The organism is Candidatus Thiodiazotropha sp. AKAK3 (assembly GCF_058244645.1).
Genome location: NZ_JBSYOQ010000068.1, coordinates 122,872 through 139,644 on the forward strand (window position 1 = coordinate 122,872; position 16,773 = coordinate 139,644).

At 48.8% G+C, this 16,773-nt stretch carries 17 protein-coding genes and 1 tRNA gene; 17 read left to right on the forward strand and 1 reads right to left on the reverse strand.

Going from position 1 to position 16,773, the window contains the following annotated elements:
- Nucleotides 1–194 precede the first annotated feature (194 nt).
- The 11 genes from hrcA (at nucleotide 195) to galU (ending at nucleotide 11,528) form a co-directional block, all read left to right on the forward strand.
- Nucleotides 195–1,253, forward strand: coding sequence for a heat-inducible transcriptional repressor HrcA (gene hrcA, locus AC4IE7_RS18065; protein ID WP_490778263.1), 1,059 nt, complete (start codon nucleotides 195–197; stop codon nucleotides 1,251–1,253).
- Between the two features lie 77 nt (nucleotides 1,254–1,330).
- Nucleotides 1,331–1,948: a nucleotide exchange factor GrpE gene (grpE, locus tag AC4IE7_RS18070; RefSeq protein ID WP_490778264.1), complete on the forward strand. Its 618-nt coding sequence runs from the start codon at nucleotides 1,331–1,333 to the stop codon at nucleotides 1,946–1,948.
- A gap of 81 nt (nucleotides 1,949–2,029) precedes the next feature.
- Nucleotides 2,030–3,967, forward strand: coding sequence for a molecular chaperone DnaK (gene dnaK, locus AC4IE7_RS18075; RefSeq protein WP_490778265.1), 1,938 nt, complete (start codon nucleotides 2,030–2,032; stop codon nucleotides 3,965–3,967).
- 158 nt (nucleotides 3,968–4,125) lie between these two features.
- Complete coding sequence (gene dnaJ, locus AC4IE7_RS18080; protein ID WP_490778266.1) at nucleotides 4,126–5,262, forward strand: molecular chaperone DnaJ; 1,137 nt, start codon at nucleotides 4,126–4,128, stop codon at nucleotides 5,260–5,262.
- A gap of 81 nt (nucleotides 5,263–5,343) precedes the next feature.
- Nucleotides 5,344–6,147 (forward strand): 4-hydroxy-tetrahydrodipicolinate reductase, encoded by an 804-nt coding sequence (gene dapB / locus AC4IE7_RS18085; RefSeq protein WP_490778267.1) that lies wholly within the window; start codon nucleotides 5,344–5,346, stop codon nucleotides 6,145–6,147.
- 34 nt (nucleotides 6,148–6,181) lie between these two features.
- Nucleotides 6,182–6,673 carry a hypothetical protein gene (locus AC4IE7_RS18090; RefSeq protein ID WP_490778268.1) on the forward strand — a complete coding sequence of 164 codons (492 nt, stop codon included), beginning with the start codon at nucleotides 6,182–6,184 and terminating at the stop codon, nucleotides 6,671–6,673.
- Nucleotides 6,674–6,732: 59 nt separating this feature from the next.
- Nucleotides 6,733–7,758, forward strand: a complete 1,026-nt coding sequence (locus AC4IE7_RS18095) for a flagellar hook-length control protein FliK (protein WP_490778269.1) — start codon at nucleotides 6,733–6,735, stop codon at nucleotides 7,756–7,758.
- Nucleotides 7,759–8,181: 423 nt separating this feature from the next.
- The gene (locus tag AC4IE7_RS18100; protein ID WP_490778270.1) at nucleotides 8,182–8,466 is read left to right on the forward strand and encodes a LapA family protein; all 285 of its coding nucleotides are present in this window, start codon (nucleotides 8,182–8,184) and stop codon (nucleotides 8,464–8,466) included.
- Between the two features lie 111 nt (nucleotides 8,467–8,577).
- The gene (gene lapB / locus AC4IE7_RS18105) at nucleotides 8,578–9,753 is read left to right on the forward strand and encodes a lipopolysaccharide assembly protein LapB (RefSeq protein ID WP_490778271.1); all 1,176 of its coding nucleotides are present in this window, start codon (nucleotides 8,578–8,580) and stop codon (nucleotides 9,751–9,753) included.
- Nucleotides 9,754–9,804: 51 nt separating this feature from the next.
- The gene (gene pyrF / locus AC4IE7_RS18110; protein ID WP_490778272.1) at nucleotides 9,805–10,512 is read left to right on the forward strand and encodes an orotidine-5'-phosphate decarboxylase; all 708 of its coding nucleotides are present in this window, start codon (nucleotides 9,805–9,807) and stop codon (nucleotides 10,510–10,512) included.
- Between the two features lie 131 nt (nucleotides 10,513–10,643).
- On the forward strand, nucleotides 10,644–11,528 hold the full coding sequence (gene galU / locus AC4IE7_RS18115; protein WP_490778273.1) for a UTP--glucose-1-phosphate uridylyltransferase GalU: 885 nt from the start codon (nucleotides 10,644–10,646) through the stop codon (nucleotides 11,526–11,528).
- A 46-nt stretch (nucleotides 11,529–11,574) separates the two neighbouring features.
- Here the strand turns inward: galU and AC4IE7_RS18120 are convergent.
- A tRNA-Glu gene (locus AC4IE7_RS18120) sits at nucleotides 11,575–11,649 on the reverse strand.
- 154 nt (nucleotides 11,650–11,803) lie between these two features.
- Here AC4IE7_RS18120 and pcnB point away from each other — a divergent pair.
- The 6 genes from pcnB to panD all read left to right on the forward strand — a co-directional run bounded on the left by pcnB (nucleotide 11,804) and on the right by panD (nucleotide 16,623).
- Nucleotides 11,804–13,114 (forward strand): polynucleotide adenylyltransferase PcnB, encoded by a 1,311-nt coding sequence (gene pcnB, locus AC4IE7_RS18125; protein ID WP_490778279.1) that lies wholly within the window; start codon nucleotides 11,804–11,806, stop codon nucleotides 13,112–13,114.
- 7 nt (nucleotides 13,115–13,121) lie between these two features.
- Nucleotides 13,122–13,604, forward strand: coding sequence for a 2-amino-4-hydroxy-6-hydroxymethyldihydropteridine diphosphokinase (gene folK, locus AC4IE7_RS18130; protein WP_490778274.1), 483 nt, complete (start codon nucleotides 13,122–13,124; stop codon nucleotides 13,602–13,604).
- Nucleotides 13,588–14,241 (forward strand): deoxynucleoside kinase, encoded by a 654-nt coding sequence (locus AC4IE7_RS18135; RefSeq protein WP_490778275.1) that lies wholly within the window; start codon nucleotides 13,588–13,590, stop codon nucleotides 14,239–14,241. The genes folK and AC4IE7_RS18135 overlap by 17 nt, the downstream gene beginning before the upstream one ends.
- 14 nt (nucleotides 14,242–14,255) lie before the next feature.
- Nucleotides 14,256–15,056, forward strand: coding sequence for a 3-methyl-2-oxobutanoate hydroxymethyltransferase (panB, locus tag AC4IE7_RS18140; protein ID WP_490778276.1), 801 nt, complete (start codon nucleotides 14,256–14,258; stop codon nucleotides 15,054–15,056).
- A complete protein-coding gene (gene panC / locus AC4IE7_RS18145) occupies nucleotides 15,053–15,910 on the forward strand; it encodes a pantoate--beta-alanine ligase (protein ID WP_490778277.1) in 858 nt (285 codons plus the stop codon). Before panB ends, panC begins: the two co-directional genes overlap by 4 nt.
- 332 nt (nucleotides 15,911–16,242) lie before the next feature.
- Nucleotides 16,243–16,623, forward strand: coding sequence for an aspartate 1-decarboxylase (panD, locus tag AC4IE7_RS18150; RefSeq protein WP_490778278.1), 381 nt, complete (start codon nucleotides 16,243–16,245; stop codon nucleotides 16,621–16,623).
- Nucleotides 16,624–16,773 lie beyond the last annotated feature (150 nt).

The window sequence follows — 16,773 nt, forward strand, 5'->3', positions numbered from 1 at the left end:
TATATGGCTCGTAGGTTATGTCATTGAAGGAGTGCTTAAAATGCACCATTACTCAACGTTAGCATGCTGTCAAGGTCAATCCAAGTAGGACATTCAATGTAGTAGAAGGCTTGACTATATCGATTTGAATTGCTAATTTTTTGATTAGTTGGCACTCGACCGGAATGAGTGCTAATAATCACCCGGAGACTCCCTTGTCAGAGAAAAAATCGGTCAATGAAACCGCGGTCAGTGAGCGCGCGCAGCATTTTCTCAAAGCGTTGATTGAACGATATATCAAAGAAGGTCAGCCTATAGGTTCCCGCACCTTGGCTAAAGACACTGGTCTGGATCTCAGTCCAGCGACCGTGCGTAATGTCTTGGCTGACCTGGAGGATCTGGGGCTGGTCTCTTCACCCCACACATCTGCTGGTCGTATTCCTACAATTACCGGCTACCGGATGTTCATAGACTCCCTGCTTACCATACAGGATTTGAGAAAGAGTGAGGTGGAGAAGATACGTTCTGAGCTGATTATGGGTGGGGAAGAGAACAAAGCACTACTGGCCTCAGCCTCACGTCTTCTTTCAGGCGTCACTCATATGGCAGGTGTGGTGACCCTGCCAAGACGGGAAAAGACCACTTTCCGTCAAATTGAATTCCTGCCCCTGTCTGATCACCGGGTTTTGGGGATTCTGGTGACAGATGCTGGAGAGGTACACAATCGCATACTTCATACCCACCGGGATTTTGAGCGAGTGGAACTGGAACAGGCAGCCAATTTCCTGACAAATTCTTTTGCCGGGCGTGATATGGACCTGGTGCGCCATACCCTCTTGCAGGATCTGAACGAGGCTCGGGATCATTTTGATCAGATGATGACTCAGGCGCTGAAAATGGCAGGAGAAGTGGTCAATGCCAGTGAGTCTGAAGAGGACTGTATGATTGCCGGACAGACCAATCTGATGGAGTTTGCAGAGCTATCCGGATTGGATCAGCTGCGTAAACTGTTTGATGCATTTACAGAAAAGCATGAGATTCTGCATCTTTTGGATCAATTTCAGAATGCGGATGGGGTGCAGATCTTCATCGGGGAAGAGTCAGGTTATCAGTTGCTCAACGGCTGCTCAGTGGTAACTGCCCCATATCAGGTGAATGAAGAGATGGTTGGAATGTTGGGGGTTATCGGACCAACCCGTATGAACTATGAGCGGGTTATTCCTGTAGTCGATATTACGGCAAAAATTCTTAGTGCAGCCTTGAAAAAAAATTAATCATCCCAATTTGTCAGAGAATAACCCGATATAGCGGGGTGTTATACGTTCTATTTTTATAGTTGAGGTCAAACCAAGTGATAGATAAGGATCAACCGCAAGATTCAGCAGAAAGTGTGGATGAACCCCAGGCTTCTCAGGCTGAGGATGCTGCTGAAAATGAGGTGATTGAAGAGGCTTCTGTGTCCGGTCAGGATCATGGTGAGCTGATGAAGTTGCTGGAAGATGCTAGGGCAAAAGCTGATGACCACTGGGATCAGTTGATGCGCACCCGTGCTGAAGTCGACAATATACGCAAAAGAACTCAGCGGGATCTCGAAAATGCCCACAAATACGCCTTGGACAAGATCTCGCAGGACATGCTGCAGGTCTGGGATAGCCTGGAATTAGGCAATCAGGCAGCTCTGGATGAGAGCGCCGATGTGAATACAATTCGTGAAGGTACTGAGCTGACCCTGAAGTTACTGGTGGATGTGATGAACCGTCACGGGATCGAACAGGTCAACCCTGAGGGAGCGGTCTTTAATCCTGAGTTCCACCAGGCGATGTCGATGCAGGAACGTGATGATGTGGAGCCCAATACTGTGGTTGCCGTAGTGCAGAAGGGTTATCTGCTGAATGGACGATTGTTGAGACCTGCAATGGTGATGGTTTCCAAGGCCTCATCCAGCACATCAATAGACGAACAGGCTTGAAAGCCGGCGACATGACCCCACATTAGGGACAGTCAGTAAGAAATTTTATTATTTAGTAAAGAATTCGGAGAGTTAATCATCATGGGCAAGATCATCGGTATCGACCTGGGAACCACCAACTCCTGTGTGGCGGTTATGGAGGGTAGTTCCACCAAAGTGATTGAAAACAGTGAAGGTGATCGTACTACACCATCAATTATCGCCTACGCTAATGATGGCGAGATCCTGGTTGGCCAATCCGCCAAACGCCAGGCTGTCACCAATCCCCAAAATACTCTATTTGCTATCAAGCGTCTGATTGGCCGCATGTTTAAAGATGATGTGGTGCAGCGGGATGCTGACATGGTGCCTTACAAAATCGTTGGCGCAGACAATGGCGATGCCTGGGTCGAGGTCAATGGTAAGAAGATGGCGCCACCGGAGATTGCTGCAAAGATTCTGCAGAAGATGAAGAAAACTGCTGAGGATTATCTTGGTGAGACCGTTTCAGAGGCGGTCATCACAGTTCCTGCATACTTTAACGATTCCCAGCGCCAGGCCACCAAAGATGCGGGACGCATCGCCGGTCTGGACGTAAAGCGTATTATCAATGAGCCTACTGCTGCTGCGTTGGCATACGGTATGGATAAAAAACGTGGTGACCAGACCCTGGCAGTGTACGACCTGGGTGGTGGTACATTTGATATCTCGATTATCGAAATCGCCGAAATTGATGGTGAGCATCAGTTTGAGGTGCTCTCTACCAACGGTGATACTTTCCTGGGTGGTGAGGATTTCGATCTGCGTATCATCGATCACCTGGTTGAGGAGTTCAAAAAAGAGCAGGGTTTTGATCTGCGTAATGACCCCTTGGCTCTGCAGCGTCTGAAAGAGGGTGCTGAGAAGGCTAAGATCGAACTCTCTTCCAGCCAGCAGACCGATATCAATCTGCCTTACATAACAGCAGATGCAAGTGGTCCTAAACATCTCAACCTGAAACTGACCCGCGCCAAGTTGGAGTCGCTGGTTGACGATCTGGTAAGTCGTACCATCGAGCCTTGTAAGCTGGCGATGAAAGATGCGGGTATCTCTGCATCGAAGATCGATGAGATTATTCTGGTCGGTGGGCAGAGCCGTATGCCTAAAGTACAGGATGCGGTGAAAGAGTTCTTTGGTAAGGATCCGCGCAAGGATGTGAATCCTGACGAAGCCGTGGCGATTGGTGCTGCTATTCAGGGCGGTGTTCTGGGTGGTGAAGTCAAGGATGTCCTGTTGCTTGATGTTACCCCGCTCTCCCTGGGTATCGAGACCCTGGGTGGCGTGATGACCAAGCTGATCGAGAAAAACACCACTATTCCAACCAGTGCTTCACAGGTTTTCTCCACAGCTGATGATAGTCAGACTGCGGTGACCGTCCATGTACTGCAGGGTGAACGTGACCAGGCAGCTGCGAATAAATCCCTGGGTCGCTTTGACCTTAGCGATATTCCGCCGGCTCCTCGTGGCGTACCTCAAATTGAGGTCAGTTTCGACATCGATGCCAATGGTATCCTCAACGTTTCTGCCAAAGACAAGGCAACAGGCAAGGAACAGTCGATCGTGATCAAGGCCTCATCCGGGCTGAGTGATGATGAGATTGACCGTATGGTAAATGATGCCGAGGCCCATGCCGACGAAGATCGCAAGTTCCAGGAGTTGGTGGGTGTACGCAATCAGGCGGATTCGATGATCCATGCCACTAAGAAGTCGATGGAAGAGTTGGGCGAGGATAAACTCGAAGCCGGCGAAAAAGAGTCTATCGAAAGTGCTATCAAGGATCTTGAAGCGGTGATGAGTAGCGATGACAAAGAGGTTATCGAAGAAAAAACCAAAGTATTAGCGGAAGCTTCAGGCAAAATGGCCGAGCGTTTGTATGCTCAAAAGGGTGCCGATGCCGGTGAAGGTGTTGCCCCAGAGGCGGAAGCGGAGAACACCGCGAGTGCTACTGATGATGATGTGGTCGATGCCGAGTTCGAAGAGGTTAAAGACAACAAAAACTAGTCTGTCACTGTTGCCAGCAGACCGTACGCCGGCTTGTCCGGTGTGCGGTTTTTGGCGTTATACGGATCAGCATGAAAAAAGGGTGAGATCGCAGTTGAATCAGAATTCATGCGATCACTATTTCATTGAATATAGATGTTATTTAGATAGAACCTACCATGGCGAAAAAAGATTATTACGAAGTTTTAGGCGTTAACAAGAACGCCAGTGAGGCCGATATCAAAAAGGCCTATCGCCGATTGGCTATGAAATATCATCCTGATCGAAATACCGGTGATGCTTCAGAAAAGACTGAAAAGAGCTTCAAAGAGGCCAAGGAGGCCTACGAAATATTGTCAGATGCGCAGAAGCGTGCTGCCTATGATCAGTTTGGACACGCTGGCGTGGATCAGACCATGGGTGGTGGTTTCAGTGGTGGTGATGCCAGTTTCTCGGATATCTTCGGTGATGTATTCGGTGATATTTTTGGTGGTGCACGTGGGGGCGGTGGCTCCCGGGTTCACCGTGGTGCCGATCTACGCTATAACCTGCAGCTCTCCCTGGAGGATGCAGTAGCGGGAACGACGGTCAAAATCCGTGTCCCAACCCTGGTGAAGTGCGATACCTGTGATGGCAGCGGAGCCAAGAAAGGCAGTTCACCCAAGACCTGTGAAACCTGTGCAGGGCATGGTCAGGTCAGAATGCAGCAGGGATTTTTCTCAGTTCAGCAAACTTGTCCCCGCTGTCATGGCAAGGGGACGATGATCGATAATCCCTGCCCTAAATGTCACGGTGAAGGTCGCATTCAAGAACAGAAGACCCTCTCAGTAAAAGTACCACCTGGTGTGGATTCAGGTGATCGCATTCGTCTGGCGGGAGAGGGCGAGGCTGGTGAGAGCGGTGGCCCGCCGGGAGATCTCTACGTGCAGGTGGCAGTCAAGCCGCACACCATCTTCAGTCGGGAAGATAACCATCTGTTCTGCGAAGTTCCAATCAGTTTCGTGATCGCAGCCCTCGGTGGTGAACTGGAAGTGCCGACTTTGGATGGAAAAGTCATTCTGAAAATTCCAGCCGGTACTCAAACAGGACGCCTGTTTCGTATGCGAGGGAAAGGTGTCAAACCAGTACGTGGTGGGCCTGTTGGAGATTTAATGTGTCGTGTGCTGGTTGAAACACCAGTGAAACTTACGACCGAACAGGAAGAGCTGTTGAAGCGATTCGATGAAACTATGAAACATGGTGGGGGGAAACACAGCCCCCATTCCACGAGTTGGGTAGATGGGGTGAAGAAATTCTTCGAGAACATGGGTTTCTAAGGTTTTTTACTCTTCAGAACCCTCTTTCAGTGGGATTTTAATATAAAAAACGGATAACGGCTCCGGACGAGGGGTAAGCAGATGACAAGAATTGCAGTGGTTGGTGCCGGAGGCCGGATGGGGAGAACCCTGGTTCAGGCGGTTCATGAAGCTGAGGGCTTAACTCTGGGGGCTGCCACTGAGCGATCTGAGTCAGGTCTGGTTGGCCGGGATGCTGGAGAACTGGCGGGACTCAGCAGACTCGATTTGGCCATCTCATCTAGCTTGGATGAAGTCTTGGACAATTTTGATGTGGTTATCGACTTTACATCCCCCGCAGCAACGCTGAACCATCTACAGATCTGTCGCCAGGCAGGAAAACGTATGGTTATCGGAACAACCGGTCTAAGTGATGATGATAAAAAGGTGCTGCAAGAGGCATCTGATGAGATTGGCATAGTATTCGCTCCGAATATGAGTGTGGGTGTCAATCTCTGCTTTAAACTGTTGCAGCTGGCTTCTAAGGTTATGGGTGATGAAGCGGATATAGAGATTATCGAAGCTCACCATCGTCATAAAGTCGATGCCCCATCAGGTACAGCTTTGCGCATGGGTGAGGTAATTGCTGAAACCCTTGGGCGGGATCTACAAAGCTGTGCTGTATATGGTCGTGAGGGCAATACAGGAGCACGGGATAGGAAAACGATAGGATTTGAAACCATTCGTGCCGGTGATGTTGTTGGTGAGCATAGCGTCTGGTTTGCAATGGAAGGAGAACGGGTGGAGATCGCCCACAAGGCCTCGAGTCGAATGAATTTTGCCGGCGGGGCCGTCCGTGCTTGCAAATGGATCAGCAGCAAGCCAAATGGGCTTTTTGATATGCAGGATGTATTAAGTTTGCGGTAAACCAAATCCTTGAATTTTTACCCCACAGCTCAATATGGCGATAACAGATTTCATGAGTGCTACATACAGATACTCTGCCATTGCTTTGATTGCCCTGGTTATCTTGGGTTGCAGCGATAGTGCAGTCTCTCCCGAAGCACAACTCCGCCAGACAATCAGCGAAGCTGAGACATCTATCAAAGCTCGGGATTTATCTGCAACCATGGCATTTATTGATGCAGGCTATCAGGATCAGAATGGATTTGAGCTTCGGCAGTTGAGGGCAATGCTGGCCGGCTATTTTTTACGTCATAAATCGATTTTTATGTTAACCAAAATCGAAAATCTCGAAATAGTAGACGAGGATAAAGCTAAAGTGCTGCTGTTTGCCGGTTTGGCCGGCTCTCCTCAAGAGAACGCCCCCTCCTTGGCCGCGTGGCGGGGTGACCTGATACGCCTCGAGCTCAAATTTATACAACAGGATGACGATTGGCTGTTAACTCAGGCTGATTGGCGCCGCGCAGGCCCGGAGGATTTTATTCACTGATCTTGGCCCGGAATCTGCTTGTTATCTGTCGACAGGAGACCACACTGACAGGTAACGCCATGGCACAAATACCTCTTATGCCCCAAATGACTGGTGGAAATTCATCTACTGCAATAACCAGTGAAAGCGAGTCAGAGCTATTCAGCCTCTCTGCAGAGGGTATGGTTATCGGTATTCCCTTCGATCGAGCATTACAGGAACTGCTCACCCCTCAGGATAGTGAAGGGGGGGTGCAACTGTTTGCTATGCAGATGCCGGTCGATGTGGAAAACCAGCCGCTGCCTATGCCTATGCCTATGCTCACTCAGGATGGCAAGTTGTTGCCGCTGCCACAGCAGGCAGACGGCAAGCCATTGCCGCAAATCAGTGAACAACCTCTATTGACAATACAGGCAACTGAATTACCAGCGCCTGTCTCAGCAACACTTACTCAGAAGGTCCAAACAGAAGTTGCGGCACCAAAATTCGCCAATTTAGTTAATTATATCAACACTGAAAAACCTGTTGATCTGCTCCCCCTGATTTCTGCTGAGAGTAGCGATAGAGCTTCGCCAGAAGTCTCCCGAGGGAGTGATTCAGTATCTCCATTTTCCCTCAATGCATTATCTCAATCAGCCTCTTCTTCAGCTGTCAGTCGACCCGCCATTGCATTACCGCTGAATACCCCTGTGGGGCAACCAGGTTGGGACCAGGCTGTTGGTGAACGTGTCCAGTGGATGGTCAGCCAGAATGTACAGCAGGCTGAGATAAAGCTAACCCCCCCCAATCTTGGCCCGTTGGAGATCAGAATTTCGGTACATAATGATCAAACCAATGTCACATTCATCGCTGCACAGGCACCAACACGTGAAGCTTTGGAGTCTTCAATACCCCGTTTGCGTGAGATGTTCGGTGAGATAAATCTGAACTTGGCAAACGTGGATGTAGGTCAGCATCAGACTGGTGAGCCGGGCCGTGATGGTAGTGCGGAGGCTCAAGCTAGTGGTGTTGGGATTGACAGTGAGAGTTCAATGGAAGGCTGGTCATCTGATTCGAATTCCACACGGATTCAATCAGGCAATGGTTTGTTGGATACTTACGCTTGAATTGATCTTACTAACCAGGCCATAGATATTAATACACTCAGCCGTCGAGTGTTTGCTCACGGCTAGGCATCAAAACGCCGCTGTAGCCCTGAGTCTATTAATATCTATGGCCTGGTTAGTATATCACTACAGTTCAAGGGCCTCATTCTGAGGCCCATATTTAGAAAAACTCCCTGCAGCAGCCCATTTTTACCATTTGTTTATTCATTACGCTTAATGAAAGCTATTCAGAGGGTCATGAAAATGACCTATTTAGGTGCTGGATCAAAGGAATCTTGCCATAATTGCCTGGTTAATATTACTAACCAAGGTACCCTTGGTGCTTCTTAAAACATAAACTGTTGTCAAAATTTAATTTGTTTGGATGAAATATCCTGCACATTAAGCGAAAATGGGTAAAGTGATAGATATGCGGAATGGCAGATGCGATTCATAAAACTATTTATAGTGATTTTTATTATGATGTTCGGTGCTGTATTTGCCGTGCTCAATTCAGATTCTGTGCCTGTGAATTACTATTTTGGCAGCCGGGATCTTCCTCTCTCTCTGGTGTTGACCCTGGTGCTTGGGGCTGGAGTGATATTGGGCCTCATCTCCAGTATGGGGCGGATCGTCGGGCTTAAACGTGAAATACAGAGCCTCAAACGGCGTAGTGAGATGGTAAGCAAAGAGGTGAATAATCTCCGTGCATTGCCATTGAAAGAGTAACCTGTGTAGTGTTCATGGAACTGACTTTACTAATCTCAGCCTCAGGCATCTTCAATCGACACCTGTTTCTGACTGCTGATCGAGCGGGATTTGAACATCAGGGAGCTGTTGATGTATGAGGTGCTGTTACTACTACTGCCGGTTGCGGCCGCCTCTGGGTGGTATGCTGCAAGGCGTGGTATGGCAGTTAAAAGTCAGAAGAAGCCAGCGGAGATATCGCCTGTCTACTTCAAGGGCCTCAACTATCTGTTGAATGAGCAGCCAGACAAGGCTATCGATCTTTTCATAAAGCTGCTTGACGTTGATAGCGACACAGTAGAGACACATTTAGCCCTGGGTAACCTTTTTCGGCGCAGAGGAGAGGTTGAGCGGGCAATACGAATTCACCAGAATCTCATTGCACGACCAAGTCTGAGCAGAGAACAGCGAGCCCAGGCCCTGCTCGAACTGGGACAGGATTATATGCGTGCCGGTCTATTTGATCGGGCGGAAAACCTATTCATCGAATTGACTGAGCTGAAGCTCTACAATGAGCAGGCAAATGTCTTCCTGCTGGAGATCTACCAGCAAGAGAAGGATTGGAAACGTTGCCTTGAAGTAGCTGAAAAAATAACAGTCTCTCACTATCCGGCATTACCAAACTCGATTGCCCATTTCTACTGCGAACTGGCTGAACAACAGTTGCGTCAGCAGAACATGGCTGCGGCAGAGGGCTATCTCAAACGTGCCCAGCAGATGAAGCGCAGCAATGTCAGAGTATTAATGCTTCAGGCTGAGATAGAATATTCCAGGGGTGATTGTCGCTCGGTCATTCGATTGTTGAGACAGGTCGAAGGGAGTGATCCAGCCTATCTTTCCGATACCCTGCCGCGCCTGGTTGAGTGCTATAGGAAACTGAGCCAGCAGCAGGAGATGTATGACTACCTGCAACAGCTTTATCAGCGGCACCACTGTACTGAAGCGATGTTGATTCTTACAGATATGATTGCAGATACGGATGGGGAAGATGCAGCCGTTGAGGCTGTCCTCGACCATTTGGCCGAGACCCCTGATCTGAAGGGTTTGGAGCGTCTGGTCAGACTGAGTCTGCAGCGTAGTGAAGAGAGTCCAAGGGAGACATTGGATGTGTTATTGAGTTCCGTCTCTAAACTGCTTGACCAAGTGCCTGCGTATCAGTGCGAACACTGCGGTTTCACTGCGAAAAAAATTCACTGGCACTGCCCCAGTTGTAAGACCTGGGGCGCGATTAAGCCACTTCAATGTTTGGGTAGAAACATCAAAGGTTGATGCTGCCCGGCTACTCAACAGAATACTAACCCTGGTTAAGGAGTATTAACCATGAATGAAACAGGCTCTAGGGTCATTGTCGCGCTAGATTTTCCGCAACAGCAACAGGCCTTGGATCTGGTTGAACGCCTCGATCCATCACTTTGCAGGCTTAAGGTAGGCAAAGAGATGTTTACCCGATTGGGCCCTCCATTTGTCGAGCAGCTGAGAAAAAAGGGATATGATATTTTCCTGGATCTAAAATTTCATGATATCCCAAATACGGTAGCTGCAGCATGCGATGCCGCTGCTGATTTGGGGATATGGATGATGAATCTGCATGCATCTGGAGGACGAAGAATGATGGTGGCTGCCAGAGAACGCCTGGAGAGCCGTTCCAACAGACCTTTACTGGTTGCAGTAACCATTCTGACCAGCCTTGGCGCAGAGGATATCCACGAAATTGGTTTTACTGGTGAAGCTGATGAGCATGTTGTGCGATTGGCAAAACTGACCGATGAAGCAGGGCTTGACGGCGTTGTCTGTTCGCCAAGAGAAGCGAGTGAGCTACGTCGTCATTTAAACCAGGATTTTCTGCTGGTTACACCAGGGGTTCGCCCCAGCAGTGCGGCTAAAGATGATCAGCGACGTGTGATGACCCCCGCTGAGGCGATTGGTGCAGGTTCAAGCTATCTGGTCGTGGGGCGTCCAATCACAGCGGCAGAAGATCCGATTCAAGCACTGAAATCAATTAATGCAGAGGTTGCGCAGAGCCTATAGAGAGTAGAGCTGATGCAGATAATCGGGTGTCATCTCAGAAACATCCATTGACAGTCTAAATCTGGCCCCATAGTCTTGTGCATCCATATTCTTATGTTCAGTTGAAACAGTTAGAAAATACAGGAGTTGTAATGGTTAAAAAGATTCGTAAAGCGGTATTCCCTGTTGCTGGATTGGGGACACGCTTTCTGCCGGCAACGAAGGCAAATCCAAAAGAGATGCTGCCGATTGTGGACAAACCTTTGATTCAATATGCAGCAGAGGAAGCTGAAGAGGCTGGGGTTACCTCACTGGTTTTTGTGACTGGACGAAACAAGCGCTCAATTCCTGACCACTTCGATAAGGCCTATGAGTTGGAAAGTGAACTCAAAGAGGCGGGTAAAACGGCATTGCTGGAAAAGGTTCAGAATGTCTTACCGCCCGATGTCAGCTGTATCTATTTGCGCCAATCAGAGGCGTTGGGACTGGGGCATGCTGTGCTCTGCGCAGAACAGGTGGTTGCTGACGAACCCTTTGCAGTTATTCTTGCTGACGACCTTATTCAAGGGGATGACGGCATCGGCGCTATCGAGCAGATGGCAGAGATCTACGAACGCTATCAATGCAGTGTCATCCTGGTTGAAGAGGTGCCTTTTGAAGAGACCGGTAAATATGGCATCGTAGAGGTAGAGGATGATGATGGAGAGACCGCTACTATCACCTCTATCGTTGAAAAACCAAAGCCGGAAGATGCGCCATCCAATCTGGGGGTGGTAGGGCGTTATATTCTAACGCCACGAATTTTCTCACTGATCAAAGAGACTGGTCGTGGTGCCGGCGGTGAGATTCAGCTGACTGATGCGATCGCTGAGTTGATTAAATATGAAAAAGTCAGAGCTTATCGGGTGAAAGGGAAGCGCTATGATTGCGGCAGCAAGCTTGGTTATCTCGAAGCGACAGTCGAATTAGGATTGGCCCATGAGGAGTTGGGCGAAGGTTTTAAGAGCTATATCAAGGATCTAGCAGAAAAGCTGTAAAATGGATTAATATCAAAAAGGCCGCACTGTTGCGGCCTTTTTGGATTGGTACTCCCTAGGGGACTCGAACCCCTGTTACCGGCGTGAGAGGCCAGCGTCCTAACCACTAGACGAAGGGAGCAGCTTCTTACGAAAGGCGGTATTATACTGACTTGGTTGCCAGGCTCAATGACCTGGCGAAAATATCTTTGGTGAATCGACCCTTGAAACATGCTGCCAATTGGCTAAAAAAGACCTTTTCCAGATTGGTTAATGGCTCAGCCCAAACCTCTGGGCTGGATAATGGTGATCCTGCGTCAGTGTTATTGATACCCAGAGATGAGCATAATATTTCCCGCGCAAATATCAGTAAAAATGCGGTTAAGGTACTTTATCGTCTGAGTAAATCCGGTTATGAGGCCTATCTTGTCGGTGGTGGCGTTCGGGATCTGCTACTTGGCCGGGAGCCGAAAGATTTCGATGTGGCGACTAATGCTTTGCCGGAAGAGGTTAAGGAGGTCTTCAGTAACTGCCGCTTGATCGGCCGGCGTTTTCGTCTGGCTCATGTCCATTTTGGAAGGGAAATCATAGAAGTCGCCACATTTCGCAGTAACCTCAAAGACTCCGACGATGGTGGAGACCGTCGTATGGAAAATGGCAGGATATTGCGGGATAACGTCTATGGCACACTGGAAGAGGATGCGCAAAGGCGTGATTTGACCATTAATGCGCTTTACTACAGTGTGGATAACTTCTCTGTCGTCGATTTCGCAAACGGCATGTCAGATCTTCAGCAAGGGATTATCAGGCTGTTGGGCGATGTGGAGAGTCGCTATCGGGAGGATCCTGTAAGACTATTGAGAGTGATCAGGTTCGCTGCCAAGCTTGGATTTGTGATTGAACCACAAACCGAAGCGCCGATTATCAAACTCGCACCACTACTCAAGGATGTCCCCTCTTCGAGGCTCTATGAAGAGGTTTTGAAGCTGTTTCTGGGTGGTGCTGCCCTGGAAAGTTTTGAAAAGTTAAGACACTACGAGTTGTTTGGACAGCTTTTCCCAGCTACTGAAGAGGCTCTGTCCCACGAAGACCACGAGTTTCCGATCACCTTCGTCAGTCGAGGTATGGCGAATACCGATGAGCGATTAAGGCAGAACAAATCTGTCACACCGGCATTTCTTTTTGCCGTGTTGTTGTGGGAGCCGGTCAGGCTTAGGGCTGAAAGATTTCAGGCACAAGGGGCACATCCTGTGGAGGCGCTACAGAATGCTGCTTCTGATGTACTTTCTGAACAGTCACAGCATGTCTCGATTCCTAAACGTTTCAGCTATCCAATGCGCGATATCTGGCAACTTCAGGTTCGCTTTACGCAGCGTCAGGGTAATCGTCCTCAACGCTTGATGACCCATCCAAAATTCAGAGCCGCATATGACTTTCTGTTGTTGCGTGCAGAGTCTGGAGAGGTTGAACGAGAGTTGTCTGACTGGTGGACTCTCTATCAGGATGCAAACAGTCAGCAAAAGCTCTCTATGACAGAACAGGGAAACAGAGGCCGAGGTAAGCGGCGAAGAAGACGTCGTAAAAAGCCACAAACTATCGATGAGTAGTTGCTAAATGGTGGTTGCTTATATTGGCTTGGGTAGCAATCTGGATCTCCCAAGAAGACAGGTAGAACATGCGCTTGCAGAACTTGCCAGGCTGGATGGCGCTCATCTGGATGGCCACTCATCCCTCTATCGCAGTCAACCGGTTGGTCCACAGGATCAACCCGACTTCATCAATGCGGTCGCCCGGTTATCAACCACTTTAGAGGCTGAAATCCTATTGGATGCTCTACAGGCATTGGAACAGAGTCATCATAGAATCAGAGGGGAAAGATGGGGCCCTCGCAGTCTCGACCTGGATCTACTTTTATACGGCGACCAGGTTATCAAAACACCCCGCTTGAAAGTGCCTCATCCAGAAATTGCCAGGCGTAGTTTTGTCCTCTTGCCACTTAAGGAGATCGCACCAGAAGATCTCTATATACCCGGTGTGGGCACACTCCAGGACATTAAAACTGAAGAAGGGGAGGGAGAAGTTGAGCGACTCACCTGAGATGCCTCAATTTCTTGTTGTGGAGGGGCCAATTGGCGTGGGTAAGACCAGTCTGGTTCGTCGTCTGGCTGAACATTTCCAGAGTGAAACGCTTTTGGAAGGGGCAGAAGAGAACCCATTTCTACAGCGTTTTTACGAAAATCCTCGTGAAGCAGCACTGCCGGCTCAACTTTTTTTCCTGTTTCAGCGTAGCCGCCAATGGAATGGGCTTGTTCAGAACGATATGTTTCGGCAACGCCTGATTGCAGATTTTATGCTTGAGAAGGATCGTTTGTTTGCACAGATCAATCTGGACAGGGATGAGTTGGCACTCTATGAACAGGTCTATCAGCACCTGACTCTGCAAGCGCCACCACCTGATTTGGTGGTCTATTTGCAGGCACCGGTGGATACCCTGATGAAAAGGATAAAAAAACGCGCCAGACCTCAGGAGAAAACCATAGATGCGGACTACCTGAAGCGACTCTGCGATGCCTATACAGACTTTTTCTACTATTATGACCAATCCCCTTTATTGATAATCAATGCGGCGGAAATCAATCCCTTGGAGAGGCAGAAGGATTTTGATTTACTGGTTCGTCACATCAGTAGCGAGGGCGCTGACAGACGCTACCTGAATCCAACGCTATCTCTCTGAACGAGTAAAACCAAATGAGTAGAAAAAATATCACAATCAGAAGCTTACTGGATATGAAATCAAAGGGTGAGAAGATCTGCACACTCACCAGCTATGATGCCAGTTTTACCCGGCTTATAGAGTCAGCTGGCATTGAGGTAATTCTAGTGGGTGACTCTCTGGGTATGGTGATTCAAGGTCAGGAGAGCACTTTGCCCGTGACCCTCGAAGAGATGATATACCATACACGTAATGTGGCACGCGCCAGGCAAAGTGCTCTGCTGATCGCAGACATGCCGTTCATGAGCTACCGCTCCCCCGAATTGGCGCTGGAGTCAGCAGGTCTGTTGATGAAAGAGGGGGGGGCTCAGATGGTTAAACTGGAGGGGGGCGCTGTCCATTTAGAGACAATCAATCAGCTCTCCAGCCAAGGTATTCCTGTCTGTGGTCATTTGGGACTACTGCCTCAATCTGTACATAAACTTGGTGGTTATCGTGTTCAAGGACGCGGAGAGCAGGAGGCAGAGCGAATTCTGGATGATGCCATGGCTCTGCAGAAGGCCGGTATTGATCTGTTGGTGCTGGAGTGTGTGCCTGACAAGCTGGCAGCTAGGATCAGTCAGACATTGGCTGTGCCGGTTATCGGTATCGGTGCCGGGGTGGATTGCGATGGACAGGTATTGGTGCTGTACGACATGTTGGGAATCAACCCTCAACCTCCAAAGTTCGTTGAGAACTTCCTCCACTCTGGAAGAGATATCGAAGAGGCGATCAGGGCCTATGCAACTGCAGTCAAACAGGGTAGCTTTCCATCCAAAGAGCATAGTTTTACATGAATGACGATGTTTTAACTCTTTCCGAAATTAAAACCCTTCGCGATAGGGTTCGCGTATGGCGAAACAGCGGGGAGAAGATCGGTTTTGTGCCGACTATGGGTAATCTGCATGAAGGCCACCTGGCCCTTGTGAGGGAGGCGAAGAAGTGGTCACAACGCATTGTTGTCAGTATTTTTGTCAACCCTATGCAGTTTGGTGCTGGTGAAGATTTTGAAGACTATCCCCGCACCCTGGAGGCAGACCGACAGAAATTATCAGAAGCGGGTGTCGATCTTCTGTTTGCTCCGACAGCAGAAACAATCTATCCGGCGGGAAAAGAGGAGCAGACTCGGATAGAAGTGCCAGGCATCTCCGATATCCTTTGTGGTGCTAGCCGTCCTGGCCATTTTGTTGGCGTGGCGACAGTGGTATGCAAACTTTTCAATATGGTGCAGCCAGATGTTGCTCTTTTTGGTGAAAAAGATTTCCAACAACTGATGGTAATTCGCCAGATGGTGGCTGATCTCGCTATGCCTGTGGAAATTGTAGGATTGAAAACGGTCAGGGAAGAGGATGGATTGGCGAAAAGTTCGCGTAATGGATACCTGACAGCTCAAGAGCGGGCGTCGGCGCCTAAGTTATTTGAGACGTTACAGCAAACAGCTCATGCGCTTTCGAATGGTGAGCGTGATTTTAAGCAACTCGAAACCGAGGCGCAGGAAATGCTGCTCTCCGCTGGATTCAGACCCGATTATTATGCCATTTGCAGCGCTGACCGGTTGGCACATCCCAGTCAACATGACTCACGACTGGTTGTACTGGCTGCAGCATATCTGGGTAAAACAAGGTTGATAGATAATCTCATCTCTGAGTAAATGCAGGATTGTGATAAAATCGCAAAATAACTAGTAACATTATGTTTTTATAGTAAAAATTAGATCGTTTTGGTTAACTTGTTTAAGCTCGGGTTCTGGGATCTAGCTTGAAAAACGAGTAACTGCAACCATATTGATAAATGGTAAAATTGGAAATAATAAAGAGACGATATTTGACTCGCATCGGCCAATTGCTGCATAGCAGCATTTTTTGATTGATAGCTGAGACGTTTTCACGGATAATTAACTGTAAATTTCAGTCTAAACTAGGGATCTATGGCCCGTTTAGGCAGGCAAGATAGTAATTTTCATCAATTTAAGGTCATGAATCCATGCAGCTGACAGTACTCAAGTGCAAGCTACACAGGGCATGTGTCACCCACTCCGAGGTGGATTATGAAGGCTCCTGTGCCATTGACGCCGAGCTTATGAAGCTGGCCGGTATTCATGAATATGAGCAGATTCAAATCTATAACGTGACCAATGGTGAGCGCTTTACCACTTATGCCATTCTGGCTGAGTCGGGTTCCCGTGTGATTTCGGTAAACGGTGCTGCAGCACATAAGGCTGAGCCAGGTGATCGCATTATTATTTGTGCCTATGCCGGACTGGATGAAGAGCAGATGCAGGGATTCAAGCCTGACCTCGTCTATTTGAACGAGGAGAACAAAGTTATTCGCACAGGTGACTCTATTCCTATCCAGGCTGCGTAATAGCGCTGTAAGTAGGCCTATAGACGAATGGCACTTACTTAAGGGGATTTGTTACGTAGAGCGAGAATTTTCTGAGGTAACCAAGCTATTTTGGTGGGGCAGGGCCCCACCCTACGCCCTGAATTGAACGGTAGGGTGGGGCCCTGCCCC